The 19,287-nt window shown below is 71.2% G+C and carries 12 protein-coding genes and 1 pseudogene; 10 read left to right on the forward strand and 3 right to left on the reverse strand.

Annotation, left to right across the window (positions count from 1 at the left end):
* Positions 1-3: 3 nt before the first annotated feature.
* The gene (locus Q5762_RS23355; protein WP_315894160.1) at positions 4-546 is read right to left on the reverse strand and encodes a cysteine dioxygenase family protein; all 543 of its coding nucleotides are present in this window, start codon (positions 544-546) and stop codon (positions 4-6) included.
* Positions 547-1,245: 699 nt separating this feature from the next.
* Here Q5762_RS23355 and Q5762_RS23360 point away from each other — a divergent pair.
* The 3 genes from Q5762_RS23360 (at position 1,246) to Q5762_RS23370 (ending at position 7,011) form a co-directional block, all read left to right on the forward strand.
* The gene (locus tag Q5762_RS23360) at positions 1,246-1,509 is read left to right on the forward strand and encodes a WhiB family transcriptional regulator (protein ID WP_015033978.1); all 264 of its coding nucleotides are present in this window, start codon (positions 1,246-1,248) and stop codon (positions 1,507-1,509) included.
* A 262-nt stretch (positions 1,510-1,771) separates the two neighbouring features.
* Positions 1,772-5,482, forward strand: coding sequence for a glycosyltransferase family 2 protein (locus Q5762_RS23365; RefSeq protein ID WP_315894161.1), 3,711 nt, complete (start codon positions 1,772-1,774; stop codon positions 5,480-5,482).
* Positions 5,479-7,011 (forward strand): DUF5719 family protein, encoded by a 1,533-nt coding sequence (locus tag Q5762_RS23370; RefSeq protein WP_315894162.1) that lies wholly within the window; start codon positions 5,479-5,481, stop codon positions 7,009-7,011. Before Q5762_RS23365 ends, Q5762_RS23370 begins: the two co-directional genes overlap by 4 nt.
* A gap of 229 nt (positions 7,012-7,240) precedes the next feature.
* Here the strand turns inward: Q5762_RS23370 and Q5762_RS23375 are convergent, their stop codons facing one another.
* The gene (locus tag Q5762_RS23375; protein WP_315894186.1) at positions 7,241-7,783 is read right to left on the reverse strand and encodes a metallopeptidase family protein; all 543 of its coding nucleotides are present in this window, start codon (positions 7,781-7,783) and stop codon (positions 7,241-7,243) included.
* A 287-nt stretch (positions 7,784-8,070) separates the two neighbouring features.
* On the opposite strand from Q5762_RS23375, the gene Q5762_RS23380 reads away from it, so the two are divergent.
* From Q5762_RS23380 to Q5762_RS23405, 6 genes are all read left to right on the forward strand, one after another.
* On the forward strand, positions 8,071-8,502 hold the full coding sequence (locus tag Q5762_RS23380; RefSeq protein ID WP_315894187.1) for a DUF3499 domain-containing protein: 432 nt from the start codon (positions 8,071-8,073) through the stop codon (positions 8,500-8,502).
* Positions 8,503-8,669: 167 nt separating this feature from the next.
* On the forward strand, positions 8,670-10,037 hold the full coding sequence (locus tag Q5762_RS23385; protein ID WP_315894163.1) for a phosphomannomutase/phosphoglucomutase: 1,368 nt from the start codon (positions 8,670-8,672) through the stop codon (positions 10,035-10,037).
* Positions 10,038-10,162: 125 nt separating this feature from the next.
* The gene (locus Q5762_RS23390) at positions 10,163-10,345 is read left to right on the forward strand and encodes a Trm112 family protein (protein WP_315894164.1); all 183 of its coding nucleotides are present in this window, start codon (positions 10,163-10,165) and stop codon (positions 10,343-10,345) included.
* 244 nt (positions 10,346-10,589) lie between these two features.
* Complete coding sequence (locus Q5762_RS23395) at positions 10,590-11,771, forward strand: SIS domain-containing protein (RefSeq protein WP_315894165.1); 1,182 nt, start codon at positions 10,590-10,592, stop codon at positions 11,769-11,771.
* Positions 11,772-11,888: 117 nt separating this feature from the next.
* Complete coding sequence (manA, locus tag Q5762_RS23400; protein WP_315894166.1) at positions 11,889-13,040, forward strand: mannose-6-phosphate isomerase, class I; 1,152 nt, start codon at positions 11,889-11,891, stop codon at positions 13,038-13,040.
* Between the two features lie 66 nt (positions 13,041-13,106).
* A complete protein-coding gene (locus tag Q5762_RS23405) occupies positions 13,107-14,072 on the forward strand; it encodes a cation transporter (protein ID WP_315894167.1) in 966 nt (321 codons plus the stop codon).
* Positions 14,073-14,310: 238 nt separating this feature from the next.
* Here Q5762_RS23405 and Q5762_RS23410 read toward each other — a convergent pair.
* Positions 14,311-16,023: pseudogene (locus tag Q5762_RS23410) on the reverse strand (fructose-specific PTS transporter subunit EIIC); the annotation flags it as partial.
* A gap of 199 nt (positions 16,024-16,222) precedes the next feature.
* Between Q5762_RS23410 and Q5762_RS23415 the strand changes: the two are divergent.
* Entirely contained in the window at positions 16,223-19,282 is a 3,060-nt protein-coding gene (locus Q5762_RS23415; RefSeq protein WP_315894168.1) for a Tn3 family transposase, read from the forward strand.
* Positions 19,283-19,287: the final 5 nt, after the last annotated feature.

The raw sequence follows: 19,287 nt of genomic DNA on the forward strand, positions 1-19,287 counted from the left end.
CTGTCAGGTGCGTACGACACCGGGGGCGGTCGGGGCGGTCGGCGCGGACGGCGCGGACGGCGAAGGGGCGCACTGCGCCTGCAGCGACTCGTGCATGGGCATCTCGGTGAGGCCCGGGTAGTAGACGTGCAGGCTGACGGCCGGTTCGAGGGAGTCGTTGACGACCTCGTGGACGTACCCCGGCGCGAAGACCCGCGTCGCGCCTCCGTCGAGCTTCCGTACGCCCCTCTCCGTACGTTCCGTCAGTTCGCCCTGGAGCACGGTCAGTACGCCGGACGAGGCGCCGTGGTCGTGGGCGCCGCTGCCCTGGCCGGGCACCCAGGAGAGCAGCCAGACCTCGTATCCGGGCCCGGTGCGCAGCCGGTGGTACCAGCGGGTGGTGGCGTCGTACTCGACGTAGGGGGCCCACTGCGCGCGGTCGGCGGCGATGGAGCGGGCGAGGCCGACGAACTCGGCCACGGTGGCGGGGTGCTCGCGGGCGGGCTGCAGGAGGTGCTGGACCTCAAGGAGGTCGCCGGCGATCTGAAGGTCGCTGTCGCTGTTCATGGGTGCGGTGGTTCCTCGGCAGTAACGAACGTGCAGGGGGGTCACACAGGAGTCGTGCAAGGGGTCACGCGGGGCAACGCGGAAACGTGGGAAAACGCAGGAAACGCGGATGGCGCGGATGACGCGGAGAGAAGGCGCTGGAGCTCGGGGGCATCAACAGCTGGAACAGCAACAGCAACAGCGCGCCTGGACAGCGCGGCGGTACCCACGGGCGTGGGTCGCGGCGGGCGCTGAGGTCGCTGGCATGCCACCAAGGTGACGGGCGAGCCACCCGACTGTCAACCCAATGCCCGTTTTGGGGCTAATGTTTCACCTCATCCGGTTACAGCGTACGGAGAAAGGTTTGTGCAGCCTCTGACCGGGAGACATGGCGCAACATCCGTGCCCGTAAACGCGGCTGAGGTCCCGTGATCAGACTGTGATCCGGATCGCTTCCGTGGCTGGATCGCAACAAGATCCATGTTCCGGGCGTCTCTCTCTTCAGGAGGGGGCGGAGCGGCCAGGCCGGTGGCATGTGTCAGGTTTTTGGTGATTTGAACACTTTCCGCATAGCCTTGGTTCCGCAGAGTGAATACCGGGCCCAATAGCAGATTCCGGCTTGACTCGCACAGAGCACGAACTTGTAATTTCACTCGTGTCGTTCGGCCGGAATCGGTAACGGCAACATCACGGGGACGCGAAGACAGACGAGGGGCGCACATGACCGAGTTGTTCCAGGAACTGCTGGTCGAGGACGCGGACGAGGAACTCGGCTGGCAGGAGCGCGCGCTGTGCGCCCAGACCGATCCCGAGTCCTTCTTTCCCGAGAAAGGCGGCTCGACCCGCGAGGCCAAGAAGGTCTGTCTCGCCTGTGAGGTCCGCTCCGAATGCCTGGAGTACGCCCTGCAGAACGACGAACGATTCGGAATCTGGGGCGGACTGTCCGAGCGGGAACGCCGCCGCCTGAAGAAGGCCGCCGTCTGAAACAGGCCACCGTCCGGCCCGACGCCGTCTGACCGGACGCCGTCCGACCGGCCCGGCGCCCCGGCGCCCACCCGCCGAACCAGGCGCACGTACCCGCCGAACCCGGCACACCCGTACACAACGAACGCATCGAACGGTCCGCCCCCTGTGCTCTGTCCACAGGGGGCGGACCGGTTTCTTGACAGCCGTTAGTGTGGGGCCCCGTCCGAGACGCACCCACGCCCCCCGCGGGCGACCCCCCGGCCGGAGGGCCCGTACCTCGATGTCCTCAACTCCTGAGTTTCCGCGACACGTCGTCACCGCCGTGCTCGTCGCCCACGACGGCGCACGCTGGCTGCCGGACGCCCTCGCCGGGCTGCTCGCCCAGGAACGCCCCGTGCAGAACGTGGTCGCCGCCGACACCGGCAGCGCCGACGACTCCGCACGGCTGCTCGCCGACGCGATCGGCGCCGACCGCGTGCTGCACCTCGCCCGCCGTACGGGCTTCGGCGCCGCCGTCGAGGAGGCCGCCCGCACCGCACCCGTGCTCGGCCCCGAGGAACTCACGTACCTGAAGCGCCCCAGCGGCTGGGACCCGGTCAGCAGGACCTGGAGCGACGAGGCCTACGACCTGCCCGAACTCCCGCACGGCGAGCCCGTGCAGTGGCTCTGGCTGCTCCACGACGACTGCGCCCCCGAGCCCGACGCCCTCGCCGAACTCCTCCGCGTCGCCGACGCGGACGCGTACGCCGCCGTCGTCGGCCCCAAGCTCCGCGGCTGGTACGACCGCAAGCAGCTGCTCGAAGCCGGCGTCTCCATCGCCCGCAGCGGCCGCCGCTGGACCGGCCTCGACCGCCGCGAACAGGACCAGGGCCAGCACGACCAGGTCCGCTCCGTCCTCTCCGTCTCCAGCGCCGGCATGCTCATCCGCCGCGACGTCTTCGAGCAGCTCGGCGGCTTCGACCGCCGCCTGCCCCTCATGCGCGACGACGTCGACCTGTGCTGGCGCGCCCACGCCGCCGGCCACAGCGTCCTCGTCGCCCCCGACGCCGTCCTGCGGCACGCCGAGGCATCCGCCCGCGAGCGGCGCACCGTCGACTGCGCGGGCCGCTCGGTCGCCAACCCACACCGCGTCGACAAGGCCGGCGCCGTCTACACGCTGCTCGCCAACAGCCGCGGCGCCACCCTCCCGTACGTACTGCTCCGGCTGATCGTCGGCACGCTGCTGCGCACCCTCGCCTACCTCGTCGGCAAGGTCCCCGGCCAGGCCGTCGACGAGGTCATGGGCCTCTTCGCCACCCTGCTGCGCCCCGAGAAGATCCTCGCCGCCCGCAAGCGGCGTAAGAACCCTGTTCGCGCGTATGGGGTATCCCCAGCGCAGCGAGGGGAGGAACTCCGCCCGCTCTTCCCGCCGCCCGGCGCCACCATCCGCGCCGCCGCCGAGCAGGTCGTCGCGAACTTCGGCGGCGACGACGCCGATTCCGGCGGCTCGCGCCACGGCGCAGTCGAGACCGGCCCCGGCGGCGACGACGCCGACTTCCTCGAAGTCGAGCAGTTCGCCCGGCTGAAGAAGATCGCCCGCAAGCCCGGGCCCGTCCTCTTCGCCCTCCTCCTCGTCATCGCCGTCGTCGCCTGCCGCGGCCTGCTCGGCGGCGGTTCCCTCGCCGGCGGCGCCCTGCTGCCCGCCCCCGACACCGTCTCCGAGCTCTGGGGCCGGTACGCGGACAGCTGGCACGCCCTCGGCACCGGCGGCACCCAGACCGCGCCGCCCTATCTCGCCGTCCTGGCCGGGCTCTCCGCCCTCTTCCTCGGCTCCACCTCGTTCTCGCTCACCGTGCTGCTCGTCTGCTCGGTCCCGCTGGCCGGCTTCACCGCCTACTTCGCCGCCCGCCCGATCGTCGAGTCCGCGCTGCTGCGCGCCTGGGGCGCCATCGCGTACGCCTTCCTGCCCGCCGCCACCGGCGCGCTCGCCGCCGGCCGCCTCGGCACCGCCGTCCTCGCGATCCTGCTCCCGCTCATCGCCCGCGCCGCCGTCACCGCCCACGGCCTCAACAGCCAGGGGGGCCGCGGCAGCTGGCGCGCCACCTGGGCGTACACCTTCCTGCTGACGTTCACGACGGCGTTCACGCCGATCGTCTGGCCGATCGCCGTCGTCCTCGGCCTCGCCGTGCTCGCCCTCCGCCGCGACGACATCGCCGCCTACGGCCTGCGCTTCCTCGCCACCGTCGGCACCCCGATCCTGATCCTCGCCCCCTGGTCGCTCTCCCTGCTGACCAGCCCCAGCGCCTTCCTGCGCGAGGCCGGACTCGACATCCGTACGGGCACGGCATCCGCCCTCGACCTGCTCGGCATCAGCCCCGGCGGCCCCGGCACCACCGGCGGCCTCCTGCTCGTCGGCATCGTCCTCGCCGCCCTGGCCGGCCTGCTGCGCGAGGAGCGCCGGCTCGCCGTCCTCGCCGCCTGGACCACCGCCCTCGTCGGGCTCCTCTTCGCCGCGCTCTCCAACGGCGCCGGCGGCACCGGCTGGGCCGGCCCGGCCACCCTCGTCTACGGCGCGGCGCTGCTCGCCGCCGGCATGATCGGCGCCGAGTACGGACGTACCCGCGTCGCCGCCCACGGCTTCGGCTGGCGCCAGCCGGTCGCCGCGCTCATCGCGCTCGCCGCCGCCCTCGGCCCGGCCGTGGCCGCCGTCGGCTGGATGATCGGTGGCGCCGACGGCCCGCTGACCCGGCGCGACCCCGTCCAGGTCCCGGCGTTCGTCGCCGAGGAGAGCGACACCCGCGACCAGCCCCGCACCCTCGTGCTCGGCGGCACCTCGCCCGGCGAGGTCGCCTACACCCTGGTCCGCGGGTCCGGCGCCCGCCTCGGCGACGCCGAACTGGCCGCCGAGGGCGGCGGCGACGCCCGCCTGGACAAGGTCGTCGCGCACCTCGTGGCGGGCTCCGGCGCCGACCAGACCGAAGAGCTCAGCGGCTTCGCGATCCGCTACGTCCTCGTACGGGACGGGGCGCCGCGCCAGATGAGCCGCGTCCTCGACGCCACCCCCGGCCTGAGCCGGCTCAGCCAGCTCGACGGCAGCGCGCTCTGGCGCGTCGACCGCGAGGTCGCCCGCGCGACGATCGTCCCGGCGGCGAAGAGCGGGGCGACGGGCGGGGCGACGGGCGAGGCTACGGGCGAGGGGAAGACCTCGGATACGGCGGCCAAGCTGGCCACCGTCGCCGCAGGCCCCGTCGAGGCGCACACCGAGATCCCCGCCGGCCCGGCCGGCCGGATCCTGCGGATCGCCGACCGCGCCGACGAGGGCTGGACCGCCACCCTGGACGGCGAGCCGCTGGAGAAGACCACCGTTGATGGCTGGGCCCAGGGCTTCGAGCTCCCGGCCGGGGGCGGCCGGCTCGACCTCACGTACGACGAGCCGTTCACCCGCACCCTGTGGATCTGGGCGCAGGTCGCCTTCGGGGTCGTCCTGCTCGTGCTCGCCCTGCCCGGGCGGCGCCGCGAGATCGACGACGATCTGCCGGAGGACGAGGTAGCCATCCCCGCCCAGGCGACAGACGGCGACGGCCGCCGGGCCCGCCGTCTGCGCGCGGCGGCGGAGGCCGAGGCGGAAGCCGAGGCCGTGGCCGCTCAGGAGCAGGGCCAGGAGCCCGCCCTCGTACCGCAGGAGCAGACGTACGCCGCCGCCGAGGACTGGCCGGAGCAGTACCAGCAGCCGCAGCAGCACCAGGGCGGCCAGCAGGACTACTACGCCCAGCCCCAGCAGTACGCCGAGTACGGCACCGACCCGTACCAGCAGCAGTCGTACGAGCAGTACCCCCAGCAGACCTACGACCCGCAGCAGCAGCAGCAGCAGCAACAGCAGCAACAGCAACAGCAGCAACAGCAGCAGTACGAGCAGTACCCGCAGCAGGGCTACGACCAGCAGCAGGCCTACGACCCGTACGCGTACGGCTACGAGACCGAGCAGCGTCCCGACGGGAGCAGCAACCAGTGAAGCGCACCACCCTCTCCCTGATCGCGGTCGCCACCGCCCTCGCCGCCGTCACCGGCTTCGCCGCCCTGACCGCCCCCGACGGCTCCGCCACCCCCGAGGCGAAGGCCCCGGTCACGCTGCCCGTGGAGCGCTCCAGCCTGCTGTGCCCGGCGCCGAGCACGTCCGAGGTGGCCGAGACGGACTACACCTCGTTCACCCCGGCCGCCCAGGCCGACACCGCCGAGGCAGACCCCGCCGCGGCCAAGGCAGAAGCCGGTTCCAAGGCCGAGCTCAAGGCCGCCTCGACCGCCGCCACCCCCGGCGGAGCCACGGCGAAGAAGCCCGGCGCGGCCAAGGCCCCGGCCACCGTCACCCAGCCCGGCAAGCCCGTCGCCGCCGAGGCGAACGGCGCCGCCGCCCCCGCCCTGACGGGTTCGGCGACCGGCAATGTCGCCCCCGGCTGGACGGTCCAGCAGACCACCGTCGTCCCGGCGGGCGGCGCGCGCGGCCTGCTCGGCGTCACCTGCACCGCCCCCGACACGGACTTCTGGTTCCCGGCCGCCTCCACGGCCAAGGAGCGCCAGGACTACGTCCACCTGACCAACCCGGACGACACCGCAGCCGTAGCCGACATCGAGCTGTACGGCCCCGAGGGCGAGCTGAAGTCGCAGCTGACCGAGGGCATCCCGGTCCCGGCCCATGGCAGCGTCCCCGTCCTGCTCTCCACGCTCACCGGCCAGACCGCCACGGCCGACGTGACCGTCCACGTCACGACCCGCAGCGGCCGCGTCGGCGCGGTCGTCGGCGCCGCCGACGACAAGCTCGGCAGCGACTGGCTGCCCGCCGCCGCCGACCCGGCCGGCACCGCCGTCCTGCCCGGCATCCCGGCCGACGCGACCTCGGTGCGCCTGGTGGCGTACGCCCCCGGCGAGGACGACGCCGAGCTGAAGATCCAGCTGGTCGGCGAGACCGGCACGATCGTCCCGGCGAGCGCCCAGTCCCTGCACGTGAAGTCGGGCATGACCGCCGCCGTAGACCTCCCGGACCTCACCCGCGGCGAGACCGGCTCCCTGCTGCTCTCCCCCTCGGACCCGAAGAAGTCGACCTCGTTCGTGGCGGCGCTGCGGGTCACCCGGGGCAAGGGCGACAAGCAGGAGGTCGCGTTCATCCCGGCCACCGCCGCGATCAGCGCCCGCGCCACGGTCGCCGACAACCGCTCGGCGGGCTCGACGCTCGCGCTGACCGCGCCGGGCGCGGCGGCCGAGGTCAAGGTCACCGCCTCGGCGGGTACGGGGGGCGGCACGCCGGTCTCCAAGACCGTCACGGTCAAGGCGGGGACGACGACGAAGGTGGCCGACCTGGTCCCGGCCGGCCTGAAGGGCTCCTACGCCCTGACCGTCGAGCGGATCTCCGGCGGCCCGGTCCACGCCTCCCGCACGCTGGCGGTCCCGGAGGACGGCATCCCGATGTTCACGGTCCAGACCCTCGTGGACGACCGAGGCACGGTCGAGGTCCCGACCGCGAAGCAGGACCTCACGGTCCTGGACTGAGGGAGTCCCGTACGGGAGGTCTCGTGCGGGAGCCCGTGCGGGAGGTCTCGTGCGGGAGCCCTTACAGGAGCCCGTGTGGGAGGTCTCGTACGGCGGTCTCGTACGGGGCCGTACGGGGCCCGTACGGGAGGTCCTCTACGGGAGGCCCTGTACGGGCAGGTCCCGTACGGCAGGTCCCGTACGGCAGGTCCCGTACGGCAGGTCCCGTACGGACGGTCCCGTACCCGCGTCAGTCCTGCCCGTACCGCGGGTCGACGGACTCGGGGGAGAGGCCGAGCAGCTCTGCCACCTGCTCCACCACGACCTCGTGGACGAGCAGCGCCCGCTCGTCGCGGCTCTTCGAGCGGATCTCGACGGGCCGCCGGTAGACGACGACCCGCGCGGGCCCGTCCTTCGCCGCCGGTGCGGAGCCGCCCAGCGGCACCGACTCGCCCGGCGCGGAGGGCGGCACGTCGAGCACCAGGAACTCGACGTCCGACAGCTGCGGCCAGCGCCGCTCAAGGCGCTCCACCGAGTCGAGGACGAGATCGCGGAACGTGTCGGCCCGGCTCGCGGACAGCGGCACCTGCGGCGGGGCGACGGGCCCCCGCATCCCGCGCCCGTGCCGGTCACGGCGGCGCGTCCGCGGCTCGGCCACGGGGGACCCACCCACGGGTGACTCGCCCGTAGGGGATTCGCCCGCCCGGGTCTCGTTCGCCGGGGAGACGTTCGCCGGGGAGCCGTGGGACTCGGCCGGGCGGGACGAGGGGCGCGGCGGCACAGGACTGTCCATCACTGACGCAGCGTAACTCTCCTCGGTGCCCCGCGGCCGTGGCGCACACGTGCCACCTTGATGTCGCCCACACCCCGGATGTCGATAGTTGAGCATTCCGGCCAAGCGCGGGCTCGATTCCATAGGGTCCCGCGATCGGCCATCTGGCCGTGGTTGACCGGATTCCTGTCGGACGTTGTCCGGATCGACCGCCGTCCCCGCGCCCGTTCCCCTCCTTACGCGCAGGTCAGCACGGTCCCTCCCGGGGAGTCCGTGTTCGAGGTCACACCGCGACACGGGCGAGTGACCTGGAGGAGAGTCGTCGCGGCCCGCTCAAGAGTGCGGTACCGTCCAACGTCGTGAGCCCTGTACGTCGCTGTTCGCGCACTGCGTGCGGCCGCCCTGCCGTCGCGACACTGACGTACGTCTATGCCGACTCGACTGCGGTCCTCGGCCCGCTCGCCACCTACGCCGAGCCCCACTGCTACGACCTGTGCGCCGAGCACAGCGAGCGCCTCACCGCGCCGCGCGGCTGGGAGGTCGTCCGGCTCCACGACGGCTCCGCCCCGCCCCGCCCCAGCGGCGACGACCTCGAAGCCCTCGCCAACGCGGTACGGGAGGCGGCCCGCCCCCAGGAGCGCGCGGCCGAGGCCGGCGGCAAGGGCGGCGGTCGCGGCGGGGACCCCGTGGAGGTAGGCCGCCGAGGCCACCTGCGAGTCCTGCGCTCCCCGGACAACTGAGCCCCCGGGACAACTGAGACCCCCGGGCAACTGAGCCCCCCGGACAACTGAGATCCCGCCACCACTCAAGGCGCTCTGCCCTCCCCAGCACACCCACCGGTAGGTTGGGCCTCCGTACACGCGCCGCACACGCGTGCCGATGTTGGCGTATTCAGGAGGGTTGTTCCGTGGCTGCTGATCTGTCGCAGATCGTGAAGGCGTACGACGTCCGCGGGGTGGTGCCGGATCAGTGGGACGAGTCGCTGGCGGAGCTGTTCGGCGCGGCGTTCGTCCGGGTGACCGGAGCGGACGCGATCGTCGTCGGCCACGACATGCGGCCCTCCTCGCCGGGCCTGTCGGGCGCCTTCGCCCGGGGCGCGGCGCGGCTCGGCGCAGACGTCACCCTGATCGGCCTCTGCTCGACGGACCAGCTCTACTTCGCCTCCGGCAGCCTGAACCTCCCGGGCGCGATGTTCACCGCCTCGCACAACCCGGCCCAGTACAACGGCATCAAGATGTGCCGCGCGGGCGCCGCGCCCGTCGGCCAGGACACCGGCCTGTCCGAGATCCGTACGCTCGTAGAGCGCTGGTCGGAGGAGGGCGCACCGGAGGCGGCGCCGACGGCGGGCACGATCTCCGAACGCGACACGCTGAAGGACTACGCGGCGCACCTCACGGCACTCGTCGACCTCGCCGCGATCCGCCCCCTGAAGGTCGTCGTGGACGCGGGCAACGGCATGGGCGGCCACACCGTCCCCACCGTCTTCGAGGGCCTCCCGCTGGACCTCGTACCGATGTACTTCGAGCTCGACGGCACGTTCCCGAACCACGAGGCCAACCCGCTCGACCCGGCCAACATCGTCGACCTCCAGGCCCGCGTCCGCGCCGAGGGCGCCGACCTCGGCCTCGCCTTCGACGGCGACGCCGACCGCTGCTTCGTCGTCGACGAGCGCGGCGAGGCGGTCTCCCCGTCCGCGATCACGGCGCTGGTCGCGGCGCGCGAGCTGGCGAAGACCCCGGGCGGCACTGTCATCCACAACCTGATCACCTCCTGGTCGGTCCCCGAGGTCGTCCGCGAGCACGGCGGTACGCCGGTCCGCACCCGCGTCGGGCACTCCTTCATCAAGGAGGAGATGGCCAAGTCGGGCGCGATCTTCGGCGGCGAGCACTCCGCGCACTACTACTTCAAGGACTTCTGGAACGCCGATACGGGCATGCTCGCGGCGCTCCACGTACTGGCCGCGCTCGGTGGCCAGGACGGTCCGCTGTCGGAGCTGGTCTCCTCGTACGACCGCTACGCGGGCTCGGGCGAGATCAACTCCACGGTCGCCGACCAGGCGGGCCGGACGGCGGCGGTGAAGGCGGCGTACGCGGACCGGGAGGGGATCACCCTCGACGAGCTGGACGGCCTGACGGTGACGGCGGCCGACTGGTGGTTCAACCTCCGCCCCTCGAACACGGAGCCGCTGCTCCGCCTGAACGTGGAGGCCCGCGACAAGGCCACCATGGCGAAGATCCGCGACGAGGTCCTGGACCTGGTCCGCGCGACGGACTGACGCCGCTCTCCCCGCCGGGGGACGGGGCGGGTGGCCGAGCCGCGCGCCCTGTCCCCCGGCGGTAGGCTGACCTGGCCCAAAGGGCAGCACCACCATTCGTCTGTGTTTGTTCGAAGGGACACCTCATGCCGCTCGAAGCCGGCCTCCTGGAGATCCTGGCCTGCCCGGCGTGCCACGCGCCGCTGAACGACCGCACGGCGGCCGACACCCCCGAACTGATCTGCACCAGCCCCGACTGCGCCCTCGCCTACCCGGTCCGAGACGGCATCCCGGTCCTCCTGGTGGACGAGGCAAGGCGCCCGCAGTAGGCCGGTCGCCGACGGCGAGGACCACCCACAGGTGGACCGTCAGTCGACGTCATAGCTGCACGGTCATGGCTGCTCTGTCATGGCTGCACGGTCAAAGCTGCACGGTCATAGCTGCACGGGTGGTGCGGGTGGGAACAGCAAGCCCGGCCGAAGGCCGGGCGCACCCCCATCCCGCACGAGTCCCGAACGAGCCCACCGCCCCGCACCCGCCCCCAAGGGCACCGCCCCGTACCCCGGAGGCCACATGCTCGACGAGACCCTCCTCGACGCCCCGGACGCCCTCGCCCTCGCCGACCGCCGCAGCCTCCTCCGCGGCGCCGCCGAGGCCGGCGCACGGGTGCGGACCGCGGCCCGGCACGCCGCCGAAGCCGGCATCTCCGAGCTCAGCCCCGAGGGCCGCCCCCGAGCCGTCCTCGTAGCGGGCCCCGGCACCGCCGCCGCCGGCGTCGCCGACCTGGTCGGCGCCCTCGCAGGCGCCGCCGCCCCGGTCATCCGCCTCCAGCCCACCGGCGTCGCCCCCGCCGCCGGCGCCCTGCGCTGGGCCCTGCCCGGCTGGGCCGGCTCCGTCGACCTGCTCCTGATCCCGACCATCGACGGCTCCGAACCCGGCCTCGCGCTCCTCGCCGAGCAGGCGTACCGCCGCGGCATCACCGTCGTCGCCGTCGCCCCGAAGTCCTCCCCGCTCGCCGAGACCGTCAGCGCGCCCCGCGGCCTGCTCGTGCCGATGGCGATGGCCCCGCACGAGAGCGCCGAGGAGTACGAGGAGTCCCTCGCCGCCGGCCCCGGCGCGCTGTGGGCCCTGTTCACCCCGCTCCTCGCGCTGCTCGACCGCGTCGGCCTGCTCGAAGCACCCTCGACGACGCTCGAAAAGGTCGCCGACCGCCTGGACCGTACGGCCGAGCGCTGCGGCCCAGCCATCGCCACGTACAGCAACCCGGCCAAGACGCTCGCCGCCGAGCTCGCCGACTCGCTGCCGCTGATCTGGACCGAGGGCGACGCCGCCGGCCCCGTGGGCCGCCGCTTCGCCGCCGTCCTGGCCGAGCTCGCCGGCCTGCCCGCGCTCGCCGCCGAACTGCCGGAGGCCCTGCCGGCCCACGGCGTCCTGCTGGCGGGCGACTACGCGGCGGGCGCCGACCCCGACGACTTCTTCCGCGACCGCGTCGACGAGCAGCAGGCCCTGCGCGCCCGCGTCGTGCTCCTGCGCGACCGCCCGGCCGACGCCGGCGGCCTGACGGCGGCGCCCGCCGCCCGCGAGCTGGCGCTCAGCCACGGCACGGCCATCAGCGAGCTGGAACCGCTGGCCTCGGAGGAGAATCCCGGCGAGGCGGGCGAACTCCTGGAGATCCTGGCCGAACTGCTGGCGGTGACGGACTTCGCAGCCATCTACCTCTCCCTGGCCTCGGCAGGAATCGCCCCACCGGCATAACCACCCCGCCATAAACGACCCACCCACACCCCGTCACGACGCCGCCACGTCCCAGACGCCCCCACCGCCACCTCCATCACGCACTGCACCACCGCACTGAGGAAAGCTGGAAGGCTCATGGACCGCCTCGTCAACACCGTCCGCCCCTACGCCTGGGGTTCCACCACCGCCATCCCGGAACTGCTGGGGACCACCCCCACCGGCGAACCCCAGGCCGAGATGTGGATGGGCGCCCACCCCGGCGCCCCCTCCCACACCGAGCGCGGACCGCTCAACGAGGTCATCGACGCCGATCCGGTACGCGAACTGGGCGCGGCGGCCGTCGAGAAGTTCGGCCCGCGCCTGCCCTTCCTCCTCAAGCTGCTCGCCGCCGGCGCCCCGCTCTCCCTCCAGGTCCACCCCGACCTCGCGCAGGCGAAGGCCGGTTTCGCCGCCGAGGAGGCGGCCGGTGTCCCGATCGACGCGTCGCACCGCAACTACAAGGACGCCAACCACAAGCCCGAACTGATCTGCGCCCTCACGCCGTTCAACGGCCTGTGTGGCTTCCGCGACCCGATCGAAGCCGCCGACGCCCTCTCCGCGCTGGGCGTCGACTCCCTCAAGCCGTACGTCGACCTGCTGCACGCCCACCCCGAAGAGGCCGCGCTGCGCGAGGTCCTGACGGCCCTGCTGACCGCCGACCCCGCCGAGATGGCGCACACCGTCACCGAGGCCGCGGCCGCCGCCGAACGCCTGGGCGGCGCCCACGCCCCGTACGCCGCCATCGCCCACCACTACCCGAACGATCCGGGCGTCATCGCGGCGATGCTGCTCAACTTCGTCCAACTCCAGCCCGGCGAAGCCCTCTTCCTCGGCGCGGGCGTGCCGCACGCGTACCTCGACGGCCTCGGCGTCGAGATCATGGCCAACTCCGACAACGTGCTGCGCTGCGGCCTCACCCCCAAGCACGTCGACGTGCCCGAACTGCTGAAGATCGTCCGCTTCGAACCGACCGAGCCGGGCATCCTGCGCCCCGAGGCCTCCCCGACGGGCGAGGAGGTCTACGACACCCCCATCGACGAGTTCCGGCTCTCCCGTTTCGTACGGGCGGAGGGCGCGGCCCCCACGGACGTCACCGCGACCACCCCGCAGATCCTGCTGGCGGTGGCGGGCCGCCCGAAGGCGGGCGAAGTGACGCTCACCGCCGGTGAATCGGTCTTCATCCCGGCAGGCGAAACGACCGAACTGTCCGGTACGGGAACGGTCTTCCGCGCCACCGTCGTCGCCTGATGCAACAATGACCGGCCGAGTGGCGGCAACAGTGCCGGATTACCGACGGAAGGAACACGTACACCCATGAGCGCGTCAGGCGGAACCAAGGCGATCGTGGCGGCACTCGCCGCGAATCTCGCGATCGCGGTAGCCAAGTTCGTGGCGTTCCTCTTCAGCGGTTCGTCGTCGATGCTGGCCGAGAGCGTCCACTCGCTGGCCGACTCCGGCAACCAGGGCCTGCTGCTGCTCGGCGGCAAGAAGGCCCAGCGCGAGGCGACCCCGCAGCACCCCTTCGGCTACGGCCGCGAGCGGTACATCTACGCCTTCCTCGTCTCGATCGTGCTCTTCTCCGTCGGTGGCATGTTCGCCGTCTACAAGGGCTACGAGAAGATCAAGGAACCCCACGCCATCGAGGACTGGTACTGGCCGGTAGGCGTCCTCGTCTTCGCGATCATCGCCGAGTCCTTCTCGTTCCGCACGGCCATCAGGGAATCCAACGCGGTCCGCGGCACGCTCTCCTGGAAGGAGTTCGTCCGCCGGGCGAAGGCCCCCGAACTCCCGGTCATCCTCCTGGAAGACCTGGGCGCGCTCGTCGGCCTGATCCTCGCCCTCATCGGCGTCAGCCTGGCGCTGGTCACGGGTGACGGCATCTGGGACGGCATCGGCTCCGTCTGCATCGGTGTCCTGCTCATCCTCATCGCGATCGTCCTCGCCGCCGAGACCAAGTCGCTTCTGCTCGGCGAGTCCGCGGGCGTCGACCAGGTGAAGCTGATCGAGGACGCGGTCGTCGACGGCGAGACCGTCACGCGCCTCATCCACATGCGCACGCTCCACCTCGGCCCGGAGGAACTCCTCGTCGCCGCCAAGATCGCCGTCCAGCACGACAACACGGCCACGGAGGTCGCCGCCGCCATCAACGCGGCGGAGGATCGCATCCGCGCCGCGGTCCCGATCGCCCGAGTCATCTACCTGGAACCGGACGTCTACAGCGCAACAGCAGCCGAAGCAGGCGTAAACCCGGCAAAGTCTCCGGGCGGCGCCAGCCACTGACGTCCGCCTGAGCTGCGGGCAATCGTTCCGCAGGGCGATGGGGGTCCCCCCTGCTCGAGCGAAGCCGAGAGCTTGGGGGAGGGTGGGCACACCCCACGACGAGCGGCGCGACTTCTCGTACCCGCACCACAAGGGCCCGGGGTCACAACGACCCCGGGCCCTTCGCTGTACCGCGCCCGGCTACGGCCTCCGGCTGCGGCGCCCGGCTACGGCCTCCGGCTAAGGCCCCTGGCTACGGCTACTCAAGCTCCCCCAACACCCCCAGCACCGCCGCCTCATCGGCAGCGCCCAGCAACCGCTCCCGGAACCCCGAATCCATCAGCTTCCGAGACAGCATCGCGAGGATCCGCAGATGCTCATCCCCCGCCGCCGCCTCCGGCACAGTGATCATGAAGATCAACCGCGCCTTCGTCCCGTCCAGTGAGCCCCACTCCACACCCTCGGCCGACCGGGCGAATCCGACGATGGGCGAAGTCACGGCATCGGTCTTGGCGTGCGGAATGGCGATCTCCTCGCCGAGCCCGGTCGTGCCCTGCTCCTCACGCGCGAACGCCGCCCGCACGAGCCGGTCGAGGTCCGCGACCTTCCCGGTCGAGTCGAGCATCGAGGCCATCTCGCGGATGGCGGCGTCCTTGCTGTCGGCGCCCAGCCGTACCTTCACGGTCGAGGCCGTCAGATACCCGGAGAGCACGGCACTGTCCCCGGAAGCCGAATCCACCACGGTCACGGGCGCCACAACGCCACCACCCGAACCCCCGCCCACCCCAACAAGCACAGGCTCCGGCACCCCGGCCGGCACCACGGCCACAACGGCCCCCCGGTTCCTCCGCTCCCGAATATCGATCAACGCATTCGTGGTGAGCGCGGTAACCACCGTGCCGACAGCCACCGCCACGAAGAACATAGGCACCCCGCCCACCGCACCAAGTACCGCCACGATCGGCCCGCCGTGCGGCACCGCGTCCGTCACCCCGGCGACGCCTGCGATCGCACCGGCCACCGCACCACCGAGCATGTTCGCGGGGATGACCTGCGCCGGCCGCGCCGCCGCGAACGGGATCGCACCCTCCGAGATACCGAACATGCCCATGAAGAGCGAGGCCATCCCGGTCTCCCGCTCCTGCTCGGAGTAGAGCTTGCGCCGAACAACCGTCGCCAGACCCTGCCCCAGCGGCATCACGGGAATGGCCGCGGCGCACATGCCCATGACGGTCATGTTCCCGGTCGCGATGAGCCCCGCGCCGAAGAGGAACGCGGTCTTGTTGACCGGCCCGCCCATGTCGAACGCGATCATCAGGCCGAGGATCGCCCCCAGCAGGATCGCGCTGGTCCCGGTCATCCCACCGAGCCAGCTCGTCAGGTGCTCGAAGACCCAGGAGATCGGCTGCCCGATCACGTAGATGAAGAACAATCCCAGCGCCGTAGTCGCCACGATCGGGATCACGATGATCGGCATGATCGGCTGGACGAACTTCGGGACCTTGACCTTCTTGATCCACAGCACCAGATAGCCGGCGAGGAAGCCGGTCACGATCGCCCCGATGAAGCCCGCGCCCGCCTCGGAGTGGTACAGCGACCCGTCGGCGGCGATCCAGCCGCCGATCATGCCCGGCACGAGCGCGGGCCGGTCACCGATCGCGTAGGCGATGTAGCCGGACAGGATCGGCACCATCAGCTTGAAGCCGATGACACCGATGTTGTTGACGTCCATCCAGAAGGAGTCCTCCGGGATGACCAGCCCGTCGGGGGTCGCGTGCCCGCCGATCGCGAGCGAGATCGCGATCAGCAGCCCGCCGACCACGACGAACGGAATCATGTACGAGACGCCGTTCATCAGCGCCTTGTAAGCAACACTCCGTTCCTTCCCACCGCCGCCACCGCCGCCGCTCGCCGACTCGGTGGCGGCTTCGTCCCCGTTCCCCGGCTGGTGAAGGAGGGCAGCCGGAATACGCCGGAAACGTGCCGCACCGCGTTGGCGCCGGTGGTCTGGGGCCGTGAACTTGCTGGCGGGTCACCCGTCTGGGCGCTCCTCCGCTGCTTCAGCAGGGGCCGTCAGGGGCGGTTCTTCCCTGGTCACGGGCCTGTGATGCGTCTGGTCGCGGTCGGCTTCGTGTGCTCTGTCCGGGTGTCGGCTCGGGAGGATGCGGGGCATGGCTTCGGTGGAACGTACCGCGTACCCGCGGTTCAAGCGCACGATGACTTCCCGCGAGTTGCACCAGGCGTTCACGCCGGGCACTGCCGAGGTGATGTGGGCCCGGGGGAAGGCCCGGTCTCCGGAACACCTGCTGGCGCTGGTGGTGTTGTTGAAGAGCTACCAGAAGCTCGGCTACTTCCCTGATCTGGGTGATGTGCCGAAGCTGGTGGTCGACCATGTGCGTGGCCTGCTGGAGCTGGGCGACGATGTGGAGCCACGGCACGATTCGACGCGTACGGCTGCGCGTCAGCGGGATTTCGTACGTGAGCGGCTCGGCGTGGTCTACGACCCCGAGCAGGCCCGGGAGGTCGCCGGGAAGGCGATCTGGGAGGCAGTCCAGACGAAGGATAATCCGGCCGACCTGATCAATGTGGCGCTGGAGAAGCTGGTCAAGGCGAGGTTGGAGCTGCCCGGCTACACCACGCTGGACGAGATGGCCGCAGCGATCCGTTCCGAGGTGAACGAAGACTTCTTTGCCCAGATCGTGGCGCGTATGGACGAGGTAGAGAAGGCCCGGCTGCTGGGACTTCTGCGGGTTCATGCGGGGGCCCGCAGCCGGTTCGATGAGCTGAAGCGGCCGGCGAAGTCCCCGACCATCTCGCATCTGCGTGATCACCTGAAGTTTCTGGACGGTCTGGAGTTGCTGGGGCGGACAGGGATGTGGCTGGAGGGGGTGCCGCCGGGCAAGGTCACGCACTTCTCCGGGCAGGCGCAGGTGCTGGACGCCGCCGAGTTGGGCAAGGTCGGCGTAGTGAAGCGTCTCGCGCTGCTGGCGAGTCTGCTGCACAGCGCGAAGGTGCGGGCCCGCGATGAGCTGGTGACGATGCTGTGCCGGCGGATGGGGGCGATCACGAAGAAGGCCAAGGAGGATCTGGAGAAGATCCGCGAGCGGCACCGTGAGGAGTCCGAGCGGCTGCTCGCCGTGCTGGGCGAGGTGCTGGAGGCGGCCAAGGACGCGGTGGGCTTCGACGGCGAGTCGGTGACCTTGCCGACCACCATCCGGGGGCGGGACAAGGTGCACAAGGAGTGCGGCGAGGCGGTGCTGGTCAAGCTGGAGAAGGCCGGCGGGCTGGCGAAGTTGTCCGAGGACCACGAGCTGGTCTCCGCCCACCACGGTGACAACTACGCGCCGCTGCTGTGGCGGCACTTCAAGAGCCACCGCAAGGTTCTGCTGGACCTGACCGAGATCCTTCAGATGGTGGCCACCTCCACTGACGACACGGTGTTGCAGGCGGTGGAGTTCTGCCAGGCCATGCGGCACCGCAGCGGCCCGTGGGTGCCCCTGACGTACACCGTCACCAAGGAGGACGGCACCGAGGAGATGCGGACGGTGTCCGCTGACTTCGCCTCGCAGATGTGGAAGCGCATCCTGTTCGACAAGCGTCGTCCGCATCTGATCAACCGGCGGCACTTCGAGGTGTGCACCCTGTCCTATCTGACGCACGAGCTGCGGACCGGCGACGTGGCGGTGATCGGGTCGGAGTCGTACGCCAACCTCCACGAGCAGCTGCTGAACTGGGAGGAGTGCGAGCCGCTGGTGGCGGAGTACTGCGAGGAAGCCGGTCTGCCCGCGACGGCTGCGGCGTTCACGGCCGCACTCAAGGCGAAGCTGACGGCGGTGGCGGCCAAGGTGGACGCGGGCTACCCGGACAACGCGGACCTGACCGTCGACAAGGACTCCGGGAAGATCGTGCTCTCTCCGCGCCGGGGGAAGGACCGCAAGACCTCGGCGCAGGACCTGGAGCGGGAGATCTTGAGGCGGCTGCCGGAGTGGAGCCTGCTGGACGTGCTCGCGCGCACGGCGTACTGGCTCAGCTGGTGGCGGCACTTCGGACCGGCCTCCGGATCGGACCCGAAGATCCGCGACAAGCTCGCCCGCTACGTCCTGACGGTCTTCTGTTACGGGACGAACGCGGGCCCCGCGCAGGTGGCCCGGCACATGCGGCAGAGGGTGTCGGTGCACGAGCTGTCGCTGGCGGGCAACCAGCACATCACCACCGACAAGCTGAACATGGCGTCAGCGGACGTGATCGACATGTTCATCCAGCTCGACCTCGCGCACGTATGGGGCGACGTCTCCAAGGCCGGGGTCGACGGCTCCCAGATCGACACCTGGGAGAACAACCTCCTCGCCGAGACCTCCATCCGGTACGGCGGCTACGGCGGCATCGCCTACCGGCACATCTCCGACACCTACATCGCCCTCTTTTCCCACTTCATCCCGTGCGGCGTGTGGGAGGCCGTGTACCTGTTCGAGGGTCTGCTGAAGAACGAGTCGGAGGTGACCGTGGACATCGTTCACGGAGATACGCAAGGCCAGAGCCTGCCTGTCTTCGGACTCGCACACATGCTCGGCATCGAACTGCTCCCGCGTATCCGCAACTGGAAGGACCTGGTGTTCTACCGGCCCAGTTCCACCGTGAAGTACAAGCACATCGACCCGCTGTTCGGCGATCCCGACAAGGACGTCATCGACTGGAAGCTGATCGAGAATCACTGGCCCGACCTCATGCGGGTGGTCCTCTCCATCCGCGAAGGCCGCCTGTCCTCGGCCGCCCTGCTGCGCAGGCTGGGGAACGAGTCCCGCCGCAACCGCATCTACCAGGCGTTCCGCGAGCTGGGCCGCGTGATGCGCACCATCGTGCTCCTGCGCTTCCTGTCGGAACCGGATCTGCGGGAGTCGATCCAGTCGATGACGAACAAGGTCGAAGCGTTCCACAAGTTCTCCGCCTGGCTGCGGTTTGCGGGGGAAGAACTGCGGGACAACGACCCGGAGTACCAGGAGAAGCTCATCAAGTTCAACGAGCTGCTCGCGAACTGCCTCATTTTTCATACCGCGGTAGACATCACGCAGGTGGTCAACGACCTGACTGACGAGGGCTGGGAGGTCGATCCGGCGGACTTGGCCACCGTCACCCCGTACATCACCAGCAAGATCCGCCGCTTCGGTGTCTGGCACCTGGACATGGAGCCGCCCGAGGGACAGGCGATCGGCCGGCTACGGATGGCCGCGTGACCCGC

Origin of the sequence: Streptomyces sp. P9(2023) (assembly GCF_032436795.1) — a bacterium.
Lineage (GTDB): Bacteria > Actinomycetota > Actinomycetes > Streptomycetales > Streptomycetaceae > Streptomyces.

Coding starts and splice junctions, on each gene's coding strand:
- Q5762_RS23355 (WP_315894160.1), bottom strand. CDS start 546: ATGAACAGCGACAGCGACCTTCAGATCGCCGGCGACCTCCTTGAGGTC.
- Q5762_RS23360 (WP_015033978.1), top strand. CDS start 1,246: ATGACCGAGTTGTTCCAGGAACTGCTGGTCGAGGACGCGGACGAGGAA.
- Q5762_RS23365 (WP_315894161.1), top strand. CDS start 1,772: ATGTCCTCAACTCCTGAGTTTCCGCGACACGTCGTCACCGCCGTGCTC.
- Q5762_RS23375 (WP_315894186.1), bottom strand. CDS start 7,783: ATGGACAGTCCTGTGCCGCCGCGCCCCTCGTCCCGCCCGGCCGAGTCC.
- Q5762_RS23390 (WP_315894164.1), top strand. CDS start 10,163: ATGCCGCTCGAAGCCGGCCTCCTGGAGATCCTGGCCTGCCCGGCGTGC.
- Q5762_RS23395 (WP_315894165.1), top strand. CDS start 10,590: ATGCTCGACGAGACCCTCCTCGACGCCCCGGACGCCCTCGCCCTCGCC.
- manA (WP_315894166.1), top strand. CDS start 11,889: ATGGACCGCCTCGTCAACACCGTCCGCCCCTACGCCTGGGGTTCCACC.
- Q5762_RS23405 (WP_315894167.1), top strand. CDS start 13,107: ATGAGCGCGTCAGGCGGAACCAAGGCGATCGTGGCGGCACTCGCCGCG.
- Q5762_RS23415 (WP_315894168.1), top strand. CDS start 16,223: ATGGCTTCGGTGGAACGTACCGCGTACCCGCGGTTCAAGCGCACGATG.